The organism is Alteromonas sp. IB21, assembly GCF_016405965.1.
Lineage (GTDB): Bacteria > Pseudomonadota > Gammaproteobacteria > Enterobacterales > Alteromonadaceae > Alteromonas.
This window is the reverse complement of record NZ_JAEFCD010000018.1, coordinates 71254-96992: the sequence shown is the minus strand read 5'-3', so window position 1 is coordinate 96992 and position 25739 is coordinate 71254. Positions and strand designations below refer to the sequence as shown.

The following is a 25739-nucleotide window of genomic DNA, read 5'->3' as shown; positions in this document are numbered from 1 at the left end:
AATCTGCTGCTGACGACAAAACTCTACCGCAGTGAGTCCGCTTTGCTTTTGCTGCGCGAATAAGTTGAGCCAGTCTTGCACTTCTCTTCGTTGATATTGCGCATGGTCATTCTCCTTAGTAAAGAGAACACCATGCCGTAGCTAACTTATGAATTGAATGTGGGGATTACCGGACGCTCACACACTAGGCGCTCGAAATGCGTTTGATAACCTCCCTGATGAAAATGTGCTTTATGATACCGAAGTGGCGGGTTCAAAGTACCCAACGACGTCACCCATTGGCATTAACGGCGGTTTCTATTATTTAAAAGGCGTGTATACCTTTTAGTCCAACTGGCGTCTCGAACTAACACTTGCGTGTGTTCGAGGCGTCAGCTACGCAATGGAAAGATGACCGTGAACGTGGTTGCCTGCTCATCTGATCCCACTTGTATATGTGCACCGTTAACTTCAAGAACAGATCTCGCAATGGTTAATCCTAATCCAGCGCCTTGCCCGTCACGTTTTCGAGATGGATCCGCGCGGTAGAAACGATCGAAAAGGCGAGAAAGTTGAATGTCAGGGATCTTATTACCTGGGTTTGAAATCGATATCAATGCTTCGTTATCCTGTATTTGAGTAGATACGGTTACTTCTGCATTATCGGGAGTGTACCGAATGGCATTAGATAACAAGTTGCTCAGTGCTTGTCGAAACATCGATTTGTCGCAAATTAACGTTATTTTGTGACCAATAAGTTGAATGCTGATGTGCTTCTCTTCGGCCAAGAGCTCAAAGTATTCGATTAATTCACCGATTTCTTTATGACAGTCTATACGCTCAGCGTTGGGTTTGATCAAGCCATGCTCCGTTTGTGCTAGTAACAACATGTCACTGACCATTTTCGACATTCGCTCGTACTCTTCTAAGTTAGAATATAAGATGTCAGTGTATTCATTCGTCGAGCGTGGTTGATTGAGTATGACTTGGGTCTGTGTAGTCAGGTTGGTGATAGGCGTTCTTAGTTCATGAGCTATGTCAGCGGAAAAATGGGACAGCTGCTCAAACCCGCTTTCAAGTCTCTCAATCATCGCATTAAAGGACTCCACCAGATTAGCAAGCTCCACTGGGACTTCGGTGGGTTCCAACCTGATATCCAATTTATCCGCGGTGATGGAACCGATTTTGCGACTGAGACGTCGTAAGGGGGAGTGACCACGATAAACAGCAAACCGCGCGGCTAAGATCGTAATAGCCCCAGACAAAACAATGATCCCCCACAATGTTGTCTCGAAGTCTTCCATATAGTTCATATGAAATTCCATGTTCGAGGCAACGATCACTTGATAATGTGTTTGGCTGTTGCCGTCTTCAATACGCACGGTTATTTCCGTTGCCCGTAACATATGTTCGCCGTCGAAAAAGAGGCTTAACATGGATGGCGTTATTTGTTCTATTTCATACGTATCCCCAGGGTATTTTTCTAGCACCGCGCTCTCACTGCTAAAAATAACTTCGTTGTCTTTATTTTTAACTAAATAATAGACACCGTGATGCCCAGAGACAGCTTGGAACAATATACTAGACGGTGAGATCCCCTCATTATAGGCTGTATTAAGCTTGCGTTTCACGGCTAGAAACACTTCATTCAGCTCATCAGCATCCTGCTCTTCAAAATGCTGAGCAATCGATTGCTGCACCATAAGACTTATAAACGTTAGGCACACAAAGATAGTGAGCCCAACAAGTATAGTGACCCGAAAGGCGAGAGAGCTTGGTCGCTTTGATAGATCCTTAAGATTCATTAATGCACATTTTATATCCCATCCCACGCACAGTCTGAATGAGCTTTGGTGAAAAGTCATCATCGATTTTTGCTCGAAGACGGCGAATGGCGACATCAATCACATTGGTATCGCTATCAAAATTCATATCCCATACTTGCGAAGCAATAAGAGAACGCGGCAATACCTCGCCTTGGCGTCTCACCATTAATTCTAATAACGTGAACTCTTTAGTTGTCAGGTTTATTGTGCGCCCACTTCGCGTGGCAATACGCGAAGGAATGTCGAGCTCCAAATCGGCTATGTGTAAAATATTATTGGGCACGGACGTGCCGCGGCGGATCAACGTACGCACACGCGCTAGCAGCTCAGCAAATGCAAACGGCTTCACTAAGTAATCATCTGCGCCGAGCTCTAAACCTTTAACACGGTCATTCACATGATCACGAGCAGTAAGAAAAAGAACCGGTGTATGATTGTTAGACTCTCGTACCGATGACAATATTTTCCAACCATCGATATCAGGCAGCATGACGTCTAAGATGATCAACTCATATTCACCGAGCGTTGCTTTGTGATGGCCATCGAGGCCGGTCCGAACTAACTCAACAACAAAGCCCGATTCGGCAAGGCCTTGTTTGATGTAGTCTCCAGTTTTTGTTTCGTCTTCAACGACTAATATTTTCATGCGATGTTCCGCCCGTGTTACTTATGATAAGCCCGCTTACAATATTAATGTACGTAACGAAACCGTGAAACGAAACACCTATTCTGTAGGTCGCTTTGTAATTTCGCTAATGTCCCGTAATCTTAATGCTGAGCGCTATCAAGATGTTAGCCCTTAGGTCGCTGATTATGCAATGAAATCCTTGCCTTTGATCTATGATAATCCGTCTAATTACATTTATTACCGAATTGTAATGTAGGGGTAATCTGGTTGTCAGGCGAGGGTGCTAACATCATCAGCCATTAATAAACAGCCATTGACTGCTGTCTGTCAAACACCAAGGAACGACGAGACCGTGAAAAGCGCCTTCATTCACTTAATTATTGTGATTGCATTGCTCAGTGTGCAAATGAGCGAGTCATTTGCATTCGCGCAAATGCCATGCAGTGACGAAATGGCAGCGGAGATGGATCTCGGATCTCACGATATGCACAGCGCTCATGACATGATGAAACACTCGCAAAGCGATGATATGAATGATTGTTGTCAGCAAGATTGCTGTTGTCCAATGGCGATGTTTCATATTGGTCTTCTCTCTAGTCAAGCTCATTCGTCACCCGAAGGCGTGTCGCTGAGTATTCAGTCTCTTAACCCAAACCTAAACGAAATCTTTTTAGGTGGATTGCAGCGCCCTCCGAAACACTCTCTCATTTAAGCAGGATAAGTCCGTCTAGAATCCGGGCAATGATATCGCTTGTTAGTCGAATGATCATAGCAAGCCATTTATTTAAACAATAGAAATGAGAAAGTAATTATGTCAATTATTACGCATCGCTCGATGTGGATAGCGTTGGTGTTTGCACTGTTTTTATCAGCATGTACCGACGCAACACAGATAAATAACGATTCAGAGGCAGTTTCTGAATCCACGATAACGTCCTTAACAGTCTACAAAAGCCGTTCTTGTAAGTGTTGCCAAAAGTGGGTGAACCATATTGAAGAGCACGGGTTCGACGCGGACGTATCCAATGTTACATTAATGTCTCGAATTAAAGACAAATATGGTGTTGCGCCTAATTACCGTTCGTGCCATACGGCATTGTCCCCAGACGGTTTCGTTTTTGAAGGTCACATTCCAGCAAAATTCATTCAGCAATTTTTAGACAATATACCTGAAGGCGCCATCGGACTCACTGTGCCAGCTATGCCAATTGGCTCACCTGGTATGGAAGTCGGTGATCAATTTCGTCCTTACCTTATTCTGCAACTCAATGACGATGGCAGCGCAACCACTTATGCCGAAGTTAACTCGTATGAGGAGCAATTCTAATGAGACGCTTTTCATTTTATGTCATTGCACTAATGACGCTTTTGAATACTGGGCTCGCCCAAAGTCAAACCAAGTCCGTGTTGACATTGGAGCAGGCAGTTGAAATCGCGATTAACAACGACCCTTGGCTTGTAGGCAGTGAGTATCGCGAGCAAGCCATTGTTTCACGTAGCGTGGCAGCCGCTAGTTTGCCGGACCCGGTAGTTAATATTGGTTTGGCGAACTTACCAACAGATGGATTCGCATTCGATCAAGAACCCATGACGCAACTTAAGGCAGGGGTTTCGCAGATGTTCCCCAGAGGGGATTCGTTAGATATTCGTTCTCGTCAATTAAGAGAGCAAGCCGCCGAGCACCCGTTAATGCGTGCTGATCGCATCGCCCGCACACGTGTGCAGGTCTCAGATATTTGGCTTGAAATTTATCGCGCGCAGGAAAGTATTAAGCTAATCCATCAAGATAGGGCATTGTTTGAGCAACTCAGTGACATTGCCAAAGCGAATTATGCGACCGCCCTTGGACGCGTGCGACAACAAGACATCATTAGGGCAAAGTTAGAATTGACGCGGTTAGAAGACAGATTAACAAAACTACAAGCACTGGAAGAACGCGCAACAGGTAAGTTATTGGAATGGATCCTAAAAAACCAGCAGTCTGCACGCCAACTTGGGTTTGATGCATTTAGCGCGTTGCAGTTGCCTAATACATTACCTCCCATTTCAAAAATCACTGACAACACGTTGTTAATGGTAGAAAGAAAAAACCAACAACAGCTCGCGGAATTACTCGCAGATCACCCTTATATTTTATCCATTAATCAACGTATCAGAGCGAGTCAAACCGGGGTTGAGTTAGCTAAAGAAAAATACAAACCCCAATGGGGCGTAAATGCCAGTTACGCTTTTCGCGATGATACCCCGGCAGGTGCAAGTCGAGCTGATTTCTTGTCAGTCGGTGTTAGTTTTGATTTACCTATTTTTACTGAAAACCGTCAAGACAAAGAAGTCTCTGCAGCCGTAAACCAATCAGAAGCCATAAAGACTGACAAGTTACTCGCACTGCGCGAAATGATGTCTGCCATCCAGTCGTTATACGCTGAGCGAGAACGTTTAACTGACAGGCAATCGTTATACAACGACGAGTTATTAGCACAAATGCAAGAACAAGCAGATGCATCATTGAATGCCTACACCAATGATGACGGCGATTTCGCCGAAGTTGCTCGCGCGCGTATCGCGGATTTGAATGCGCGTATTGATGCATTGGATATCGATGTGGATCTCGTCAGAACAAACATTCGACTTAATTATTACTTCAATACCACCGCAGGTATTTCCAAGACTCAATTCGGAGAACAATAATGAATAACACGAAAGCCATTATTTTAGGATGTGTTATCGGCGGTGCAATGACTGCGTTAACATATACATTCCTACTTCCTTCTGATGCACCATCTGCCGCAGCAGGGCAAAGCGCAGAACCCCAGCCACTCTATTGGGTGGCACCGATGGATCCCAATTACCGTCGTGATGAACCGGGTAAATCTCCGATGGGAATGGATCTCGTCCCCGTTTATGAGGAGAGCACCGGAGGTAATGAAGGTCCGGGAACCATTAGCATATCACCCAATGTAGTTAATAATTTAGGGGTAAGAACAGCATCGGTTCAACGCCGCTCGCTGCATGTCCCTATTCGTACGGTTGGCTATGTGCAATACAATGAAGACACTTTGATACATATCCACCCACGCGTTGAAGGTTGGGTAGATACACTGCATGTGAAAGCCTCGGGAGAGTATGTCAAAAAAGGCGAACCATTGTATTCGCTCTATTCCCCAGAATTGGTCAATGCGCAAGAAGAGCTGCTGATCGCGATGCGCCGCGGGAGCGACGATTTGATCAATGCTGCTCGGTCGCGGTTAGATGCGTTGCAAATGCCAAATGAAGCGATTCAGTCCTTAATATCGAGCAAAAAAGTTCGTCAAACGATCACTTTTTCGGCACCGCAAACCGGGTTTGTTGACAATTTAAATATCCGCGAAGGATTCTTTATCAAGCCAGGCAATACCCTCCTATCCATTGGTGCGTTGGATGAGGTGTGGGTTGATGCTGAAATCTTTGAACGGCAATCCGCGCAAGTCACTGTTGGACTTCCCGTCACAATGACGTTGGATTTTTTACCCGGCAAAACATGGGAGGGTGAGGTTGATTACGTCTACCCCACACTTGAACAGAGCACTCGAACGCTGCGGGTTCGGTTACGCTTTAAAAATGCCGATTACGCGCTTAAGCCGAACATGTTTGCCCAGATCACAATACATTCAGACTTTGACTCAGACAACGTTCTTGTGCCATCAGAAGCGGTTATCAGAACCGGCACGCAAGATCGTGTTGTCTTGGCGTTCGGTGACGGGCAATTCAAGTCCATTGCCGTAGATGTAGGTCGAGTGGTAGAGGACTACACTGAGATTACTACAGGTCTCATCGACGGGGATCAGATTGTCACCTCTGCACACTTTTTACTCGATTCAGAAAGCAGTATCAGTTCAGATTTTAAACGGATGGAAGCACCTGATGCACTCCCGTCGTCGGTTTTTACCGAAGCCACCATCACCGATGTTATGCCCTCACATAACATGATAACAGTGAACCATGGCGCCATCAGTGAATGGGATTGGCCAGAAATGACAATGGATTTTACTGTCGCCAACCACGTAGACCTAACGAGTTTGCGGCAAGGTATGGGGGCGCATATTGAAATTAGTAAAGAAAACGATGGTCAGTATGTGGTAACGACGGTGCATATCATTGACGACAATGCTGATACACAGACGATAAATGGACGCACTATATGGACTGAAGCAACGATTAATTCGGTTATGCCCTCACACAAAATGCTAAATCTTGACCACGGAGCAATTGAAGCGTGGGATTGGCCCGCGATGACAATGGATTTCTTTGTTGCTGACACTATCGATTTATCACAGTTGAAAGCTGGTATGGATTTGCATATTGAAATCACCAAAACCGGTGATAGCGACTATCTGGTAACAACCATCCATGTAAAATCAGCGGAACCAAGTTCAGCGCAAAGCGCAGTGGTGACAGGCACCATTAATGCCATCAATACGCAGTCTCGTGTAGTCAATATTTCACGTGAAGCGATCCCAAAGTGGGATAGGCCTGCGGCAACTCTTGACTTTACCGTGAGCGACGATATCGATATCAGCCAATTTACGGTCGGTGCTGACATTACATTTACGTTTGAGATCACTGACGGCAACTTTAGGATCCTGAGCATTCAGACTGAAAGCCAAGATGTTTCGATGGATCATAGCAACCATGGAGGAGCACATTAATGATCGCTGCTATTATTCGATGGTCAGTTTCCAACCGCTTCTTCGTATTACTGACGACCTTAATTATTATCGGAGGTGGTTTATTCACGCTAAAGAATACACCAATTGATGCATTGCCCGACCTATCTGATGTCCAGGTCATCATTAAAACGAGTTACCCTGGACAAGCACCTCAGGTGGTTGAAGATCAGGTGACTTATCCCCTCACAACAGCGATGCTGTCGGTACCAGGCGCTAAAACAGTCAGGGGGTTTTCTTTCTTCGGCGATTCATATGTCTACATCATTTTTGATGACAGCACGGATCTATATTGGGCCCGGAGCCGCGTGCTGGAATACCTGTCTCAAGTTGCTCCCAATTTGCCTGAAAATGCTCGGCCACAATTAGGCCCAGATGCAACGGGTGTGGGTTGGATTTACTTGTATGCATTGGTTGACCGCACAGGCAAAAACGACATATCACAACTACGTAGTTTGCAGGATTGGTTCCTCAAATACGAACTGCAAACCGTTCCCGGTGTCTCTGAGGTTTCTGCGCTAGGCGGTATGGTAAAGCAATATCAAGTCAAAGTTGATCCTGAAAAACTGCGGGCTTATGAGATCCCGCTATCACATATTCAAATGGCTATCAAAAGAGGTAACCAAGAAGTTGGCGCATCTGTTATTGAAATGGCTGAGGCTGAATATATGGTTAGGGCGACAGGGTATATTTCAAGTAAACAAGATATCGAAACGATCCCTCTCGGCGTGAATGAAAACGGCACGCCGCTGTTGGTTAGGGATATCGCGGATGTGCAATTAGGCCCTCAAATGCGCAGGGGGGTCGCTGAGCTGAATGGCGAGGGAGAAACCGTAGGCGGCATCGTTGTAATGCGATTTGGGGAAAATGCTCAAACAACCATAAACGGAGTCAAAGCTAAACTAGAAGACCTTAAAAAAGGATTGCCGGATGGTGTCGAAATCGTCACGGTTTACGATCGCTCAGCTTTGATTGAACGGGCGGTAGATAACTTGGCCTCCAAACTGGTAGAAGAGTTTATCGTCGTTGCCCTAGTGTGTATCGCGTTCTTATTTCATGTACGCTCTTCGTTGGTCGCAATTATAAGTATTCCTGTCGGAATCATCACGGCAATCATCGTGATGTATATGCAAGGTATCAATGCGAACATCATGTCCTTGGGGGGGATCGCTATTGCTATTGGTGCAATGAGCGATGGAGCCATTGTCATGATCGAAAATATGCATAAGCATATGGAGCGAACCCCCCTGACGAAAGAAAATCGATGGCAGGTCGTCATTGATTCAGCGTCTGAAGTCGGACCTGCGCTGTTTTTCAGTTTGTTGATCATCACCGTTAGTTTTGTACCAGTGTTTACGCTAGAAGCGCAAGAGGGCCGGATGTTCTCGCCGCTTGCATTCACCAAAACATATGCGATGGCCGCTTCCGCAGCGCTTGCGATCACCTTGGTGCCAGTTTTGATGGGGTACTTTGTGCGCGGTAAAGTACTTGCGGAGCATAAGAATCCTGTAAATCGGTTCTTGACGTTTTTATACATACCAACACTGAAATCGGTATTACGTTTTCCTAAGTTGACCATGCTGATCGCCGTTATTGTGCTGGGAATTGGGCTTTGGCCAATTGATAAGATCGGTAGCGAATTTATCCCGCCGCTTGATGAAGGTGACTTAATGTACATGCCGACGACTTATGCAGGTATTTCGATAGGTAAAGCACGCGAGTTATTGCAACAAACCAATAAACTGATCAAGACCGTACCTGAGGTCGAAACGGTGTTTGGCAAGGTCGGCCGAGCCGATACGGCAACCGATCCTGCGCCATTAACAATGATAGAAACGTTTATACAATTAAAACCTCAAGATCAATGGCGTGAAGGCATGACTACCCAAGATCTGATTAAAGAATTTGATGCTGTGGTTAATTTACCAGGGCTAACGAACGCATGGGTTATGCCAATTAAAACGCGGATTGATATGTTGGCTACCGGTATTAAGACCCCCGTGGGCATCAAGATTGGAGGTCCAGATCTTATGGAAATTCAAAAGATTGGTCAACAAATTGAAACGATACTTTCAGGTGTTGAGGGCACGGCATCCGTCTATTCAGAGCGCGTTGCCGGTGGGCGTTATATCAAAGTCGATATCCAACGCGAACAGGCCGCTCGCTATGGTCTCAACATAGCAGACGTTCAACAAGTTGTTTCTAGTGCGATTGGAGGAATGAATGTTACACAGAGCGTCGAAGGATTAGAGCGCTACCCAGTGAATATTCGATATCCACAATCATATCGCTCATCACCTGAATCATTGTCATTGTTGCCTATTGTCACACCACAAGGCAAACGCATTGCGTTGGCTGATGTCGCGGATGTGTATATTGAAGATGGTCCCCCAGGCATTAAAAGTGAAAATGCACGCCTTAATGGCTGGGTGTATGTGGATATTGATGGCGTAGACATTGGCTCTTATGTCGTCGCGGCGCAGCAGGTCGTCAGTGAGGAGCTGGTATTGCCTGCAGGATACTCCATAACGTGGTCGGGACAATATGAATATATGATGCGGGCAAAAGAAAAATTAACCTATGTAGTGCCATTGACTTTAGCCATTATCGTGATCTTGTTATACCTCAACTTCCGCAATTTTATTGAAGTAGCGATCATTATGGGAACGTTGCCTTTATCGATGGTCGGTAGTATTTGGCTTATGTACTTAGAGGGGTTTAACTTTTCAGTGGCAGTGGGCGTTGGCTTCATTGCATTGGCAGGGGTCGCTGTCGAGATTGGCGTCATTATGCTGGTGTACTTGAATCAAGAGTACCAGGCGTTAATCGACAAATGCAAAATGGACGGTATCAAACCCACCGTAGGAATGCTAACCGAAGCCGTATTGCATGGCGCGGGTTTGCGTGTCCGGCCAGTCATGATGACGACCGCAACCATTATATTCGGACTATTACCGGTACTTTATGGCTCAGGTACGGGGTCTGAAGTGATGAGTCGTATCGCTGCGCCCATGGTGGGCGGGATGGTCAGTGCGATTTTATTGACGCTACTTATTTTACCAGCCATTTATTTAATATGGCGAAAACAGCAGCTCAAAACGATGAGTAATTGGTAGTTATGCGTCGCCTTGCTCGTCGGTTACACCGATACCTACTGTTGATTGTCGGTGTGCAGATGCTCCTCTGGTCAGTGAGTGGACTCTACATGGTCTGGTTTGATATCCACTATATTCATGGCGATCATTTCATGAAAAGCTCGCCCGCGCTTTCATCATTGTCAACGGTAAACGTTGGCTTTGATGAGATAGTCGCTCGCTACCCTGATGCTAAGTCAATCGTTTTGGGCAGTGTGGGGGAGATGCCGGTTTACCGATTAACCCTCACCAGTAAGACTCACCTGATCAGCGGCTTATCAGGAGACGTCATCCAACCGTTGTCAGACAAACAAGCCGCCGCCATCGCAATGTCCAGGTCAAGTCGGTCGTATGAGGTCGACAATGTGACCTTGCTGCGTGAAAACGAAGAGGATAGTGCGGTTGGGCAACGAGGACGTCCATTATGGCGAGTTGAATTTAAAGGCGCACTTGCGCCAACATTTTACGTCAGTCAAGACACAGGTACGGTTGAATATATTCGACATGCCCCTTGGCAAGTATTTGATTGGTTATGGCGCCTCCATATTATGGATTACCAAGACGGTGAAGACGTTAGTAATACACTATTAGTGAGCATGACTATCATAGGGCTGTTGGCCGCATTAGCAGGCTTGCTATTGCTGCCTTATTCCTTTTCGTCATCGCGAAAGGCAGCTGACTGAAATGTTCTGGCGGATCATTCACAAATACCTTGCATTAATTGTGTTTTCACAATTAATGGTTTGGCTCGCTACGGGTTTTTTACTCGGACAGGCTGAGCACAGTAAACCCCTCTCCAGAATCGCAAGTGACGCTATTGCAGGAAGTGTATTAACGCCAAACCTAATATCCGTCGAGAACGTCCTTATACGCTCACCCAATGCGCTCTCTATTGAGCTGCTTAGCTTGTTGGGAAACCCGACCTATAAGGTTATGACGCACTATGCTAGACATGCCCATGAAAGAGAGTATGAGTTAATAGACGCGATAAAGGGAAATAAAATAGAACTAACAGCGAACGATATCCGTGATCTGGTCAACAATCAGTTCCGGCTAACTTCGCCTATTCAAGATTTGCGCCGTGTTGATCCGCCGATAGAGCATCTACCCAAAGAGCAACAATCGGTTTGGCATGTACGTTTATCAGACAGAGAAACGACACACATTTATGTCCGAGCATCGACAGGGGAATTAGCCGGCGTCGTCGATAGCAACAGGGAATGGACAAACTTGTTGATGCTATTGCACTTTATGGATTATCAGAACACCGGCTCATTTAATCACTGGTGGATCAAGGCTCTCGCGTTACTGACTGTGCTGTTGAGTATTTCAGGAATTACGTGGCTGGTTAGCCTCGTTAAAAATAAGCAAGTATTCATTGGGTGGTCGTATAGAAAGCAAGACTTAGTGGTACGAGATCAGCAAGGTTACCTCCAAAACGTCGTTGCTAAGGACAATGAATCACTTCTGGATTGTCTACAGCACAACGCCCTTTCTATTGGGTCAGTATGTGGGGGAGGGGGAACATGCGGCCAATGTATTGTGCGCCTTGATCCATCGGCTGCCATTTCAGTTGCAGAACGATACCGCTTATCTCAAGACAGGTTGTTGTCCGGGTATCGTTTAGCTTGTCAGCAAAACACTGATTTGAAAGGCAACGTTCAGCTTGTAGAGTCTCCAAACCCCAAAACAGTATCATGCGAGTTGCTCTCAAACACATTCATTACACCCTTTATCAAAGAATTAAGATTTAAATATCAAGGCAGTGTTCCACTGGATTTTAAGCCTGGCAGTTTTGTTCAATTCACGATTAAAGAAGGTCAATCTTTAGCGTTTCCGAAAGACTTACCGAGACGCTATCAGCCTTATTGGCCGCGTTTTGAATCAGCTACATTTTCCCATCCAAACACTGTCAGGCATTATTCAGTTGCAAACCGAAATGATGGTAGTGGCGTGCTTACATTCAATATAAAAATGCAACCGGCACAATCTAACAACCAAAGACCTGGCATCGGTTCTTTTCACCTTGGTAATTTAAGCATCGGCACGGTGGTTGATATAGTTGCGCCTCGAGGGGGATTTAACTTACTTGATGACCTTGGTGTACGAGAAATTGTGTTGGTCGGTGGGGGCTCGGGTATAGCACCTCTAAAAGCTCTAATCGATGAACTAATATTTGGCTTGCATTCGACACTGCCTATAACCCTCTTTTATGGCGCCAAACACCCTGTTGAATTGGCAAATCATTGCTGGTTAAAAGCGGTTGAAACACAGCATTCTAATTTTACCTATCAACCGATTGTTTCAAACGCCTCTTCAATTTGGTGTGGACCGGTGGGGCGCGTGCAAATACCTTTGGCCGTATTTTTAGATACACACCGCGACCTCCATCGGTGTTTGTTTTTCCTCTGCGGTCCTCCGGCAATGATGAACGATGTAACCCAATTACTATTACGCTACTCCGTCAATGAAAATGCTATACAAATCGATTCATTTTCACCATTTACTACTACTTAAAACTACCGAGGTTTATTTATGAAAACACTATTGTCAACGTTCTTACTGACCGCTCTTTTCTTGAGCACAAGCAGTTATGCTCACACATCGTTGAAAACGTCCATGCCAAAAAACAATGCGATGTTAATGTCATCGCCTCCACAATTGTCCGTTGTTTTTACTGAGCCAGTTCGTTTGGCCAAATTGACGTTAAATTCTCAAAACGGCGAGCCTGTCGACTTTAATTTTTCTCCATCGATGGAGTCTAGCACTTTCTTTAATTACGACTTACCGACGTTATCGCCGGGTAACTATACCGCACAGTGGATGTTACTTGGTGAGGATGGGCACAAAATGGACGGTTCATTTGACTTCATGGTTCACGGAAGCAAGTCCATGCAAGATGACAAAAAAGTCCATAGTCAACACAAAGACCATTAAAGAGGAAGATTAAAATGGCAATTTGGGAAGTATTGATCCTATCCACCAAGCTTACTGTCTATCTAGGACTGTCGGCGCTTTTGGGCGGATTTCTTATCCTTCTTTTAGTGCCGTTTAGCCTGGAAAAACAATCTCACGCTCGTCTGCTTCTGCAAGGTCATATTATTAAGTATATGGCTATGTTTGGTTTAGTTGGTGTTTTCGCGACTACGTTGGATTTCTTTTTCCAAGTGGGGTCGCTATCTCAAACGGGTTTCACAGGCATGTTTGATGCGGTCATGCGACGTATGGTTGCACAATCTACTTTAGGGACTATTGCAATAAGTCGGCTGTGCATATTCATCGTCGGCATTGCTTTTTGTGGATCGTTTTATTGGCAACTCGCTCGCAAAAAAACGCCTCAATTTATCGTGACTCTTCTTGGTGCAATAATTCTGTGGGGGAGTATTGGATATGTATTCATGCTTTCCGGGCATACCGTGCAACTGGAACGTTCATATGGTTATGCATTAGCTGTGCATGTGATCATCGCGCTAAGCTGGATGGGCGCTCTTTGGCCGTTGTCAGCAGCATGCCTACACCTATCGCCTACACCGCTATACAGTCTGATGCGGCAATTTGGTCATCTTGCTATAGGACTGGTGAGCCTGCTGCTCCTTGCTGGCACTCTGCTAGCATGGGAGCTAGTTGGTTCTGTAGGTAATTTATTCAATCAAATCTATGGACAAAGCCTGCTGTTAAAGCTGGGCTTTGTCAATGCGATCCTGCTGCTTGCCGCATGGCATAAATTAAAATTAACGCCCAAGCTTTTAACGCACAGTAACGCAGCGATAGACATGCGCCGTTCGATCCAAATTGAAATGCTCATTGGACTATGCATTTTTCTGATCACCGCTGTTTTGACTACTGTTCTTGGTCCTCAATCTTAACTTTGGATTTATATGAAAATTAATTACGTTTTAACGACTGTTTTGTCTATTGCGCTGCTTTCATTTAGTACGTTTGCTCATGAGCCACTCAAATCAATAGAGCGCTCTGCAACTCACTTCAGTGGCTTGGATACTGCAGCGGGTCGCAGTGTGCTCGCTTATCACGAAGCATTATCTAATGGACAAGCGGATGACGTCATGAGTGCATTGACATCCGAAGTCATTATTTTAGAGGGATCGCGAATAGAACGCAGTGCTGAAGAATATCGACAACATCATTTACACGCTGATATGCGGTTTTCTGCGGCTGTCAAAACCACAACAATTGAACATCATGTTCGCGTTTATGGGGATACGGCGGTCTCAATTGCCAGAAGCCACACCCTTGGCACATACAAAGGTAAACAAATTGATAAGCAAGGAAATGAAACACTGGTACTTAACCTTATCAATGGTCATTGGAAAATAAGTCATATCCATTGGTCCCATTAACACTTTAATTTATAGGAAAACTTTAAATGACGTTACTTATGCGAATCTCACTCGTCCTGATGTTAAGCACAACTACACTGGGCGTCTTTGCATCACAGGCAGATGAAGACAAAGCGACGATTGAAGAAATTATCATTGCTATTGAAAACGGTTGGGAGTCGGGCCAAGGACGGCCTTTTTATGAACACTATCTCGACCATAAAGGTGCTCGATACATTGAATCAGGCGGCCAAAACACAGGATTAAGTGATCTCGTCGAAAATCATGTGGAGCCAGAGAAAGAAGTACTCAAACGCCTCACCATCGATATATTGGATATGGATATTACAATTGATGACGATATGGCATGGGCGATTACGACCGTAAATGTGTCTGGTGAAGTAAGAAAAACTGGCTCAACATTTGACAAAAAGGGCTACCAAACGTACTTGTTTAAACGAACGAGTAATGGATGGAAAGTCATACATTCACATTCGTCTACCCGCGATAAAAAGCCCCACAAGCATCATTAAGCGACGTCAGTATGCCCATCACTCGCAACGTTACCCTAGACATCATGCGCACGGTCGCCATTGTATTAATGGTGATCTTTCACTTCGCGTATGACTTGCGGTTCTTTGGCTGGGTAGATTGGAGTGTGCCAAATGGTCCTGGCTGGAAACAATTTCGGTATGTCATTTTATCACTCTTTTTCTTAAGTGTGGGTGCATCATTGGTGTTCGCTCATCACCAACGCGTGGATTTGAAATCCTTTGCGAAGCGAATAATGTGGATAGTGGTATGGGCATGCGTTATATCACTATTTACTTATTGGTTTTTCAATACTAATTGGATATTTTTTGGTGTTTTACACTTTATCGCCGTGGCCAGTGTACTATGCTTTCCCTTCGCACGTTATCCAGTCATGGCTTGTTTTATTGGGATAGGGATTATTACACTGTTCTTAACGAATGTGGTTACAAGTAAATGGCCGTTTAACTTATGGGAATTGGGGCTGCCGTCATCACCCAACGATTATGTTGCACTATTTCCTTGGGTTGGCGTTGTATTGCTGGGCATTGGCGTTGGCCATATGTTTATTAAGGGTATAGATCCCTGTGCTTCACTGAAATTATCAACTAAAATCACGTTTTTAGGACGTCACAGTCTTGCTGTGTATGTGTTACATCAACCTCTGTTTTTTGTAACATTAGGCAGCGTGTATTGGCTTTCGCATTCGGTTATGTGAGTCTAAGTTGAAGATGAGACAATGATAATAAGGGACCTTTGACAAAAGTAGAGCGTTGTTTGTTTTACAAGTAGTCTCGGCGTTTCTAGCACTTGTATATCAGTAATAGTGTGGATATTCTTAGCGTAAAACAACATTTTTAGGTAGGGACCGCTGTGCTTTTAGTGCCAACAAACCCAGATTACCGCTAGTCTTCAAACAATCTTGGGCGCTCTTTCTGGAATCCAGTATATTTTTGCCATAGACTGTTACATTGTGCTCCCGCGAGTACGTTAGTGATAGCGTCGTCTGTGGCCATTTCTTTTTCTGCAAATAATAGTCTCACCTGACAAGAAATTTCATGCATCGCCGCTTGTTTCGTAAAAAGGCTTTTATCACGTAAACAGACTCTAATAAAAATTAGACTATCGACCATGCATATCACCCGAAAAATGAACCGCGGAAGCCGCTCAGGATCTTGGTATTCACTGCGCTCTTCGGTCAAGCAAAAATTTAAATTCTCTTCAAAACTTTTTAACCGTTTGTTAATACTCTGCAAGGCATTGTCATTTAATACACCAAAGCGGGTCATCTCTGCTTCGTAAAATTCTAAATCGAGTAGCGCTTCATAGTAAAGCATTATTGCGTCATCTAATTTGTCTTTGACCATTTCGAAGCGTGAAATAGCATGTTCTTGTATTGCGATGACCTCTCTAAGAACACTCGGATCGCAACGAGCGGTAGTGCTGTCTTCAACTGACGTCATGCTTAGATCATCAAAGAAACGGTCATAACCGTCTTCAATTAGAAACCGGCGAAGATAAATCGATATCGCTAAATTTTTAAAAACAAGACCGTTTTGCGTCTCCGTCTCACTCATTAACTTATCGAAAGCGTTTGCCGCGTACTGAACTTTTTCTAAATTTATCTGCTCCAAACGTTCAATTTTTTGTTGGTGTCCGTCTGTGAGCCTCTTAATATCTTTCTCATGCCGCTCAGTGAGCGCTGAAATTTGACGTTGTTTTAACCCCCCTTAACGCTAGTAGATCTTGATCTGTTGCCTCTTTTAGCGCCTCCAAGTCTTGTTCTGCTTTGTTTTTTACTGCTTGAGTTCGAGTACTTTGAATGTGGTTAATCCAAGCAATAACTGCAGAAATAACGGCAACTAGGATGGCTGTTAATGTTAATACTGTGGTGGCCAAATTGCGTGTAGCTTCACTAGTAAAGTCGCGCGAAGCTAACAATGTCTCTGATTTAACAGATTGATGCTGTTGCGTTAACTCGGATTGCAATCGTAAGCGAATCTCTTGCATATCAAGAATATCCAAAGATGATTTTATTTGCTCTAACTCAGATGCACTAAACGTCGTCGGTTGCATTGTAGAGGCTTGATTATATAACGTTTTGACGGTATCGACGTCTTGTTCAATGCGCGCGAGCCGACGATTAAACTCAGCGCTGGAAAGGGTCGCATTTTCCAATAAAAGCTAATCTCGATTAATCTCTTCAACTTGTTGCTTGAGGCCAGCTAAACCTCGATAGAAGTCTGCATGAACATAGTCTTCCGTATCTGCAAAACAAAAGGTCGAAATGAGTAGGGTTAAGACTAAAATCCATTTTAACACTGTTAATATCCTTGTTGCTGCAATTGGCAATTATTTGGAAAAGCACTTGTTGACGCAATATTACATCAGCTTAACGGTTTATTGTAAATGCCGTTGCAGGGTGCCAGAAAATCTAAGATCAGGATCGAATTTTTTTTTTCATAGCAATCAAGCGGTCTGTGTGCTGACCAAAATAACATGCTAAAGGACAGTCCTTTCCCATGTCATAATTTTGATAGGCATGGCCGTTAAAAAATGAGGATAATAGCTCGTAGGTTTGATTGACCCATTTTGTTACCTCGGCAATGTCCTGTCCAGGTGGTGTAACAGCGGTGATGCTGCAAACAAAGGAGGCGTTTCGATGTATAAATGCTGTTTCGTCAACCTCAACATCTTGGATCGCACCACACAACGGATCGAGCATAATCCCTGCTGTGTTGTCCGGGCACGATTGAAAGCATTGCAAAAGTGTAACGATAAATTCTTGTGTCAGTCCACCTTCAATGATCCCGTTGCGCCAATAAAGCGCATGCCCTTGTTCATATTCATTGGACTGACATTCAATGTATTGTTTATGAGTGATGGATATATCTGCATCAGTTTCCCATCTTGCAATATTATGTAAGCTAGTGTCTGGGTCTTCACTAAATCCCATAATTGATATTTTTGCTTCGTGAGCGGTTGAACGAGCGATGTATGCATACAAAAATTGTGTTCTCGGCCCCTGCAGTACAGCATCGCTGTATTGCTTTAAAATAGGCTTTGCCTTTTGAATTAGCCATTCAATGATACCTCCTTGAACATAAGCTGGAGCCGGGTGCAGCCTAAATGTTATGTGGGTGATAACGCCAAATTGAGAGCCGCCACTGCCGCGTAGTGCCCAAAAAAGATCAGAGTGTTCCAAAGTGTTTATAACTCTTTGCTGACCATCTGCTGTGATCAGATTAAACGCCAAGACATTGTCGCAACTTAACCCATGTTTGCGTGACAAAAAACCGATCCCGCCGCCTAACGTTGCTCCCACAACACCGACATCTGGGCAGGTCCCCAAAGGAACCACTTTGTTATGTTGAGACAAAAAGTGGTCTAAATTCCGATTTTTAACACCTGCGCCTACTCTCACTGACTCGCCGCCAGCACAAAGTTCTATACTTTGGAAGGTGGACATATCAATTACAATACCACCGTTAATTACAGCCGCCCCCGTCACCCCATGCCCGGCGCCTTTTACGGAGATCTGTAAATTTTGCCGATTGGCAAAGTCGATTGTATTGACAATATCAGCTTCTGACTGAGGCACAATTATCACACTAGGGAAATGAGAGATGGCTTGATTAAACACGTGACGCCGTAGCGTATATTCTTTGCTTCCTGCTCCCCACACATCACCCGCTAATTTATCTTGTAGATATCGCACGTCAGAATTATCTATTGTAGCAAGATTTTTGCTATTGACATTAACTGGGGGAAGCGGCCCTCCATTAATAGATTGTAATAAGTTCCAATTGGTCGTGCCAAACGTCTTTAAGTTGATGCGGTTGAGTAATTGCCAGAGGTATTCGGCAACGAGGTGGGGCGGCAGCATCTTGTTCTCTTTATGCATGTCTTTCAAAAATGCTGACATGGGCAATATATCACTTGATACCTGTCGTATCTTCTTTTGCATCGGTGTATCGACATTTCCTGGAGCTACGGTTGCAAAGGCAGCAATTTCATCAGTAATTTCTTGTTTAAAGCAATCACACATCATGTTCACAGCCGCTTTACTCACACAGTATGCTGACGCACCTTCTACGGCGCTAACAGGTTGGTCGCTTGTTAAATAAAGCACACGGCTATGCTTGAACTTGTTCAGGCATAGTTTTGTGATAAAAAAGGGTATATCAATATTCACTCTTTGCGTTGTACACCATTCTTCATAGTCTATCGAATGGATACGTTTCAGCGGTGCGACAAGGCCTGCGCAGTAAACCAAGAAATCAACATGATCATATTTGTCGAGCGCCTGTTTAATACTGGTTGGCGCAGTCTTGTGATTGAAATCAATGTGTTCGATGACAAGCCGGGGTTCAAATCTTTCATAAAGTTTCTCCAATTTCGAGCTCTGGCGACACAGCGCAACAACAAGGGTTTCTGCATCCATTGACAGGAACTTATTGGTCAAAGCTAATCCAATACCTGAACCCGCACCGGTAATTACCGCTATTTTTTGTCTCATCATTACTTGTTATCCGATCACCCAATTAAAAGTCGCATCTGGCTTCCAGTACATCTCGCTGACACCAGTTGACGTGGCTTGAGGATAGATAACTTTAAACAAAGGATAAATAAGTCAATGATTTGATTACAGAAATGTAATCATACTGTAATCCGATTGTCGTGAAGGATTGATCTAAATCAATTACATTTATGCCGTGGTTAGTAGGATGAAATGTATCAAAACCAAAGGATAAATCGGGTGCAACAATTTACGACAACTCTGTACTGTATTGCCATATTACTGATCAATTCTGTATCGGTAAGCGCGCATGCATACGAAATTGTGCGCGATGCCATAACAGCCGTCCAATACAAGAGTTTTCCATGAGTGAATGGAAAGTCATTATGCCTCATATGCGAGAAAAGGCCCACTTAACCGGAACAGAGGTCCAAGCCATTCTTAACTTTATGGAAATTGCAGCGACACCTGCAAAGGCTGTAAAAGTCATTGAGCCTGTCACTATTGCAGTGGATCCACGAGAAGTCCTCACTCGCTATGGCTGCCAAGGCTGCCATCAGGTGCAAGGTGCGGGCGGAACACTTGGCCCATCGTTAGACAGTGTTATCAGCGATAGAGGCAAAGCCTTCTTTTTACGAAAGGTCAAAGAGCCTCAATTTAATAACGCTTCTTCTGCAATGCCACAAATGCCTATAACAGATGAAGAGCTTGAGGTTTTGGCCGAATTTTTATCGCCCAAATAGCACCTTGACCTGAGTCTAAGACATAGGATTAAGGTGACAAGTCGTCTATTTCAAACCTAAACCGCTCATGTGAGCACAATTAAAGGAAAAATTATGAAAACATTAACGTCATTATTACTGGCCAGCGCCCTTGTCGCTGCGCCAATTGCGACTTCTTACGCGCATCAACACACTGATAAATCTGACATGCCGATGATGGACGGTCAGATGATGAAGAAAATGCAAACACATATGGAAGAAATGCAAGCAGTTTTAGATGCAGTAAAAAGTGAATCTGATCCTGAAAAGCGTGAAGCTATGTTGCATGAGCATGCCCAAAAGATGCAAGACATGATGGGCATGATGGAAGGCAAAGATTCGATGGGAATGAAAGATGGAAAAGGAATGAAAGGCGGCATGGGCATGGAGCATAAACACAGTGATATGTCGACCGATGAGAAAATGAAAATGATGGAACAGCGTATGGCCATGATGGAAGACATGATGGGGCAAATGATGGGACATACGGCTGAAAAAGCGAAGCCAATACACAAGCATAAAAAGAACTAATCAATGCGTTATGAGGCTGGAAAAGCGACTGCCTCTTTTCTTTTAATAATCGCGGGAGTTTTACATGAACAAATTCATCAAGCTTTTATCAATTGCAGTCTTGTCTGTTGGGCTACTAGGGGGCTGTGCAAGCCAGATATACCATGACTACATCATGAGTGGGCAGGTTGTTACCGTCGATGATAAACAAGTAGTGGTGTGTGTCTCTGACACCGATGGTCTCAAAGAACATCAAGTCTTTAATGTTTATCGCACCGTTTTTGATGCGACAGCAATTTCTGAAGGGGAAGACGGCTACTCGCGCGAATTCGTGGGCAAAATTCGATTAGGTAAGACGAAGGATGAGCATTTTGCAGAGGCTATTGTACTTGATGGCGAACTTGCACGTTATGACATGGTCGAGTTTGATCGTGGGTTTTAATCGATATTTTTGAATAGGAGCATGCCGTTGTGAAGATTAGAGAGTGTCACCAAACCTACCGTTTAGCGGCTATTGTGAGTCTGGTATTATCTAGTGTCTTATTCACAACCGCGTGTTCAGCGATAACACAACAAACTAGTTCGAAAGAAAAATCTCAAGAAACACAATCTTCAGACACTGCGCCCGAGTTAGCACCGGCTGACTTTGCAAAGATCCAATCAGCTTTGCGCTCATTAGACAACTCACTGGCAGCGCGATCAAAAAGCAATATCGGCGTTAAACAAAGCGATGCCAGCCCTCAACTCAACGAATCATCTACGCCCCCCAAAGCGACGAGCAAGATGAAGATGGGAATGGGAAAAGGGAAAAAGAAGATGACAATGAACGAAAAGTCTTGCATGGGGATGATGTGTAAGATGATGATGAAAAATAGTTCGATGATGGGTATGCCTCCTGAACAAAATACACCGGAGATATCCAAACCTTCATCAACGATAAGCTTGCCAGGTGCGAGTAGTGCACCTCATATTTACCACCTTGGTGAACAAGCCTTTTTCTTAAACCACACAACAACATTAGAACTAACAGATACGCAGTATCAAACGTTGTTATCGATTCAATCTGAGTGGGAGTCTTCCCAAAAAAGCCTTGCGCAGCAGCGTAGTGCATTAGAGGCATTATTGTGGGAATTGACAGCCCAAGGATTGCCTCAATACGACAATATTAAAGACACCATTAGTGAAATAGAGGCCATAAACAGCACCCTACGCCTACAGTTTATTGCTTCGGTGGGGAAAGCCGTCACAGTATTAACACCCCCGCAGATTGCGAAAATAAATGCGCTATGGGCGGCTGAACAAAAGGATGCGTCATGACTAGGGGGAGTAAACGCGCATCAATCATTCACCGCTATTGTGTCATTCTAAACGTCGTTCTTTTTTTCGTGATTATAAATGCGCACGCACAGCAACAGACTGAGGATAGTGAGCATGCCAGTCATCATCCTGAGGCAGCGAATGGGCCGATTGTTGCGGCAAGCACAGATTCTCCGTCTTTAGCCAACCAAGTTAAAGGTCAGCCGGGCAATGCCAACGCAATGATGGGGCCAGGTATGGCAAAAGGCATGGATAAAATGATGGAGAAAATGGGAGCGCCTAAACCTAAAGATCTCTATCCAACTTTAATGCGGATGCAATCAACCACGCCGGAACAAAGAGATAGTATCTTAGGCAAAGCGTCGGCGCGTATGCAACAAGGAAGTGAACAACTGACTACCGGGTTTGAATCGCTCGCCCGTGCCGCAGCCGTTGATGACTATACCCAAATGCAAGTAGCTGTTGAGACCGTTAAAGAAGGGATCGCGCATTTTGATAGTGGTCTTGCGGCAAAACGGGCAATACAAGATGGGCAAGATCCCAGAAGAGTGGCATTAACCTGGTTTAAATCGCAAATGAATTTGCTACCCAGTTCACCAGTGAATGATTCCTCAACACTATTTGGCATGACGCCGTTTCATACTGCAGTGATGCTTGTTCTGCTGATCTTCACTGTCGTCATGGTGTATGTTTATGGATTTAAAATGCGCAGAGCTGCCGCATTGCTAGAAGAGCTTAGGTCCACTGAGACCGCAAGCGCTTCTGCGCCCACTAAGCAAACATCACCTAACGAGATACCTACTAACGCACCTGTAGGGACTGACGCTGTTTTAATACCCGCTACAGCGCATGTATTACCTTCTACGACTATGTCACCGCGTAAAGGTGTCTATAGTGGCAGTATGCAAGTCACCGGTATTTTTCATGAGACCCATGATGTTAAAACGTTTCGACTTGCCAGCGCCGATGGTCAAGTCATCCCATTTAGTTTTGAACCTGGACAATTTGTGACTTTTACGCTCACGATTGATGGTGTTGAAAAACCGGTGAAGCGGTCTTACACCATCGCATCATCACCCACTGAGCAGTATTACTTTGAAGTCACCATCAAACGCGAGGAATTCGGTGTTGTTTCTCGTCATATGCATGACGTCGTAAATGTGGGAGATACGCTTTCAATTAAAGCGCCTGGCGGCAAGTTTTACTTCAATGGTCAAGATGCAAGTAGCGTTGTATTGATTTCAGGGGGGGTTGGGATCACGCCCATGATGAGCGCGGTACGTTATTTAACCACGACGTGCTGGGACGGTGACATTTATTTTCTGTTTTGTACGCGAACGTCTAACGATTTTATTTTTGAACAGGAATTAAAATATCTACAAGCACGTCACCCAAGGTTGAAAGTACTCGTCAGTATGACACAGGCGGATGGCACATCTTGGATGGGACCTCAGGGGCGTTTTTCATCGGCATTGATAAATGAATTCGTGCCGGACATAGCATTAAAAACAGCACACATTTGTGGGCCGCCGGCAATGATGGATGCAACCAAGGATATTTTATCTGAATTGGGTATGCCTGAAGCGAATATTAAAACAGAAGCTTTCGGTGGTGCGAGTCCGAAGAAAACGGCCACTAAAACGGAGGTCGCCCCAAACACGCCTGTAAACAATACGCGCCAAGTGCGATTTAGTTTATCAAATGCACAGGCACAAGCCGGCACAGATGAAACCGTATTGGACGTTGCTGATGGACTTGATGTTGATATTGAGAATTCGTGCCGGGCAGGCTCTTGCGGCAGTTGCAAAGTGAAATTACTGCGCGGCGATGTTGATATGGAGGTTGATGATGGGTTGGAGCCAGAAGATAGGGTCAGTGGTTATATTTTAGCCTGTCAAGCCATCCCTAAAACTGATGTGGAGGTGGAAGCATAGTGAATAGTCAAGAACGAACCATTGTAGGCAGCTTGGTGGTCTTAATGATCTTACTTTGGCTAGGGTTTGTGTGGCACCGTGACCCAGCATTCCCTGGCAGCTTTGCTGGATTTGTCGTTGGTTTGACTGCGCTGGTATTGATGTTTATTCCGTTGCTTTACATGATCATTAAACGCAACAAAGCACTTAAGAAAGTCGTGACCAAGCAAATAGCCATGCCTACGCTACTGCGCATTCATATTTATGCTGGAGTATTGGGACCTATTCTTGCACTCATCCATAGCGCCCATCGTTTTGATAGTGCTACTGGAGTCTCCATCATCATCTTTATGATGGTCGTTGTGATCAGTGGGTTTGTTGGTCGGTATGTACTAGGACTTATTTCCTCAAATGTGAAAGAGAAAAAGCGTCAAGTGACCGAACTCCAAGGTGCACTTTCAAGCGCCAAACAATCGCTAAAAGACGCGGTCTGCGACGTAAGATATTCGACTTTCGCCCAAACATCAGCGAGACACATTCCATACATTGCTTTAAGTGTACCTACTTCAGCGCAAAGTAAGCTGTTTCGACAAGAGAGTAAGGTTCTATCTATTATCGATGCAATTTCTGATGTTGAATACAGCATTCTGATTCACGACACTGCGAAAACTTGGTTTGCTCGTTGGTTGAAATTTCATATCGTGATTTCGATAACGCTCTATGGCGTATTGTTCTTTCACATTTTCAGTGAAGTTTACTTTGGACTACGCTGGTTATGATCAAGTGGATAATAGTCATTCTGGGCTTAGTCGCAGCGGGCTTTGGTGTTAGCCATTTTTTTCACACACCAGAGGATCTTTCAAAAATTCCATGGGAACAAATGGTAGAGCCTGGTTCACTGAGCAAAGCGCATGCGTTTTTGGCGGATGACTGCTTGAGTTGTCACACGCCAGTAGAAGGCGTTGAGCGCGACAAGTGTGTGGCCTGTCATGCAAATGATAAGCATATCGTCGCGCGTCAACCTACTGCGTTTCACGCCGACATAACAGAATGTGCTAGTTGTCATACTGAGCATCAAGGTGAGGATGCTAAGATTTCACTGATGAACCATATTGCATTGGTCGATATTGGGTTCAATATGCTCCCCAACCCAAACGTGCCGTTTGACGAAGGCGCAGCCACGATGGCTTTTTTAGAAAATGTTCTAGCGAATAAGCAAACGGCTGATCCCCTATTTGTGCATCCCGACGTCAGTGATAAAGAAGCATTATTGAATTGTTCACAGTGCCACAGCAACGATGATCGCCACTTTACGTTGTTCGGAGAGGATTGCGTGCAATGCCACAGTACAGACAAGTGGTCACTGCCGACGTTTATTCACCCCTCGAGTCAATCTCGTGATTGCAATCAATGTCATGAAGCGCCGCCCAGTCACTACATGCAACATTTTAAAATGATTTCCGCCAAAGTCGCTGGCGAGCCAAAAGCCAAAGTGGAGGCGTGTTATGCCTGTCATCAATCGACTTCCTGGAACGATATTAAGCGTGCCGGCTGGTACAAGCATCATTAAGGGGGAGAAAC

The 25739-nt window shown here is 44.6% G+C and carries 25 protein-coding genes; 20 read left to right on the top strand and 5 right to left on the bottom strand.

Annotated features, from left to right (window positions below):
* Window positions 1-157: 157 nt before the first annotated feature.
* The gene (locus JC525_RS13195) at window positions 158-328 is read left to right on the top strand and encodes a hypothetical protein (RefSeq protein WP_198816237.1); all 171 of its coding nucleotides are present in this window, start codon (window positions 158-160) and stop codon (window positions 326-328) included.
* 43 nt (window positions 329-371) lie between these two features.
* Here the strand turns inward: JC525_RS13195 and JC525_RS13190 are convergent, their stop codons facing one another.
* Both JC525_RS13190 and JC525_RS13185 read right to left on the bottom strand, forming a co-directional pair.
* Window positions 372-1784 (bottom strand): heavy metal sensor histidine kinase, encoded by a 1413-nt coding sequence (locus JC525_RS13190; RefSeq protein WP_198816236.1) that lies wholly within the window; start codon window positions 1782-1784, stop codon window positions 372-374.
* Window positions 1774-2451 (bottom strand): heavy metal response regulator transcription factor, encoded by a 678-nt coding sequence (locus JC525_RS13185; RefSeq protein ID WP_198816235.1) that lies wholly within the window; start codon window positions 2449-2451, stop codon window positions 1774-1776. Before JC525_RS13185 ends, JC525_RS13190 begins: the two co-directional genes overlap by 11 nt.
* A 334-nt stretch (window positions 2452-2785) precedes the next feature.
* Here JC525_RS13185 and JC525_RS13180 point away from each other — a divergent pair, with 334 nt between their 5' ends.
* From JC525_RS13180 to JC525_RS13125, 12 genes are all read left to right on the top strand, one after another.
* On the top strand, window positions 2786-3145 hold the full coding sequence (locus JC525_RS13180; RefSeq protein WP_198816234.1) for a hypothetical protein: 360 nt from the start codon (window positions 2786-2788) through the stop codon (window positions 3143-3145).
* 99 nt (window positions 3146-3244) lie between these two features.
* Window positions 3245-3760 carry a DUF411 domain-containing protein gene (locus tag JC525_RS13175; protein WP_013755304.1) on the top strand — a complete coding sequence of 172 codons (516 nt, stop codon included), beginning with the start codon at window positions 3245-3247 and terminating at the stop codon, window positions 3758-3760.
* A complete protein-coding gene (locus JC525_RS13170; RefSeq protein ID WP_198816233.1) occupies window positions 3760-5121 on the top strand; it encodes a TolC family protein in 1362 nt (453 codons plus the stop codon). Before JC525_RS13175 ends, JC525_RS13170 begins: the two co-directional genes overlap by 1 nt.
* Window positions 5121-7118: an efflux RND transporter periplasmic adaptor subunit gene (locus tag JC525_RS13165; RefSeq protein WP_198816232.1), complete on the top strand. Its 1998-nt coding sequence runs from the start codon at window positions 5121-5123 to the stop codon at window positions 7116-7118. Before JC525_RS13170 ends, JC525_RS13165 begins: the two co-directional genes overlap by 1 nt.
* Window positions 7118-10252 carry an efflux RND transporter permease subunit gene (locus JC525_RS13160; RefSeq protein ID WP_198816231.1) on the top strand — a complete coding sequence of 1045 codons (3135 nt, stop codon included), beginning with the start codon at window positions 7118-7120 and terminating at the stop codon, window positions 10250-10252. Before JC525_RS13165 ends, JC525_RS13160 begins: the two co-directional genes overlap by 1 nt.
* 89 nt (window positions 10253-10341) lie before the next feature.
* Window positions 10342-10953, top strand: a complete 612-nt coding sequence (locus JC525_RS13155) for a peptidase (protein ID WP_233095189.1) — start codon at window positions 10342-10344, stop codon at window positions 10951-10953.
* A 1-nt stretch (window position 10954) separates the two neighbouring features.
* A complete protein-coding gene (locus JC525_RS13150; RefSeq protein WP_198816229.1) occupies window positions 10955-12787 on the top strand; it encodes a 2Fe-2S iron-sulfur cluster-binding protein in 1833 nt (610 codons plus the stop codon).
* An 18-nt stretch (window positions 12788-12805) separates the two neighbouring features.
* Window positions 12806-13207, top strand: a complete 402-nt coding sequence (locus JC525_RS13145) for a copper resistance CopC family protein (RefSeq protein WP_198816228.1) — start codon at window positions 12806-12808, stop codon at window positions 13205-13207.
* Between the two features lie 14 nt (window positions 13208-13221).
* Window positions 13222-14136: a copper resistance D family protein gene (locus tag JC525_RS13140; protein ID WP_198816227.1), complete on the top strand. Its 915-nt coding sequence runs from the start codon at window positions 13222-13224 to the stop codon at window positions 14134-14136.
* A gap of 12 nt (window positions 14137-14148) precedes the next feature.
* The gene (locus tag JC525_RS13135) at window positions 14149-14628 is read left to right on the top strand and encodes a YybH family protein (RefSeq protein ID WP_100971710.1); all 480 of its coding nucleotides are present in this window, start codon (window positions 14149-14151) and stop codon (window positions 14626-14628) included.
* A gap of 26 nt (window positions 14629-14654) precedes the next feature.
* Entirely contained in the window at window positions 14655-15140 is a 486-nt protein-coding gene (locus JC525_RS13130; protein ID WP_044447436.1) for a nuclear transport factor 2 family protein, read from the top strand.
* Between the two features lie 11 nt (window positions 15141-15151).
* Window positions 15152-15856, top strand: a complete 705-nt coding sequence (locus JC525_RS13125) for a DUF1624 domain-containing protein (RefSeq protein WP_071978936.1) — start codon at window positions 15152-15154, stop codon at window positions 15854-15856.
* Window positions 15857-16043: 187 nt separating this feature from the next.
* Here JC525_RS13125 and JC525_RS19950 read toward each other — a convergent pair whose 3' ends face one another.
* From JC525_RS19950 to JC525_RS13115, 3 genes are all read right to left on the bottom strand, one after another.
* On the bottom strand, window positions 16044-16715 hold the full coding sequence (locus tag JC525_RS19950) for a hypothetical protein (protein ID WP_233095188.1): 672 nt from the start codon (window positions 16713-16715) through the stop codon (window positions 16044-16046).
* A gap of 115 nt (window positions 16716-16830) precedes the next feature.
* Window positions 16831-17316 carry a hypothetical protein gene (locus JC525_RS19945; protein ID WP_233095187.1) on the bottom strand — a complete coding sequence of 162 codons (486 nt, stop codon included), beginning with the start codon at window positions 17314-17316 and terminating at the stop codon, window positions 16831-16833.
* Window positions 17317-17578: 262 nt separating this feature from the next.
* On the bottom strand, window positions 17579-19660 hold the full coding sequence (locus JC525_RS13115) for an SDR family NAD(P)-dependent oxidoreductase (RefSeq protein ID WP_233095186.1): 2082 nt from the start codon (window positions 19658-19660) through the stop codon (window positions 17579-17581).
* A 362-nt stretch (window positions 19661-20022) separates the two neighbouring features.
* Between JC525_RS13115 and JC525_RS13110 the strand changes: the two genes are divergently transcribed.
* From JC525_RS13110 to JC525_RS13080, 7 genes are all read left to right on the top strand, one after another.
* A complete protein-coding gene (locus tag JC525_RS13110) occupies window positions 20023-20400 on the top strand; it encodes a c-type cytochrome (RefSeq protein ID WP_233095185.1) in 378 nt (125 codons plus the stop codon).
* Window positions 20401-20493: 93 nt separating this feature from the next.
* The gene (locus JC525_RS13105) at window positions 20494-20949 is read left to right on the top strand and encodes a hypothetical protein (RefSeq protein WP_105935250.1); all 456 of its coding nucleotides are present in this window, start codon (window positions 20494-20496) and stop codon (window positions 20947-20949) included.
* 64 nt (window positions 20950-21013) lie between these two features.
* Window positions 21014-21370 (top strand): hypothetical protein, encoded by a 357-nt coding sequence (locus tag JC525_RS13100; RefSeq protein ID WP_198816226.1) that lies wholly within the window; start codon window positions 21014-21016, stop codon window positions 21368-21370.
* Between the two features lie 29 nt (window positions 21371-21399).
* Complete coding sequence (locus tag JC525_RS13095; protein ID WP_198816225.1) at window positions 21400-22245, top strand: hypothetical protein; 846 nt, start codon at window positions 21400-21402, stop codon at window positions 22243-22245.
* Window positions 22242-24179: a 2Fe-2S iron-sulfur cluster-binding protein gene (locus JC525_RS13090; protein WP_198816224.1), complete on the top strand. Its 1938-nt coding sequence runs from the start codon at window positions 22242-22244 to the stop codon at window positions 24177-24179. The genes JC525_RS13095 and JC525_RS13090 overlap by 4 nt, the downstream gene beginning before the upstream one ends.
* A complete protein-coding gene (locus JC525_RS13085; RefSeq protein WP_013755285.1) occupies window positions 24179-24937 on the top strand; it encodes a hypothetical protein in 759 nt (252 codons plus the stop codon). The genes JC525_RS13090 and JC525_RS13085 overlap by 1 nt, the downstream gene beginning before the upstream one ends.
* Window positions 24934-25728: a multiheme c-type cytochrome gene (locus JC525_RS13080; protein WP_198816223.1), complete on the top strand. Its 795-nt coding sequence runs from the start codon at window positions 24934-24936 to the stop codon at window positions 25726-25728. Before JC525_RS13085 ends, JC525_RS13080 begins: the two co-directional genes overlap by 4 nt.
* Window positions 25729-25739 lie beyond the last annotated feature (11 nt).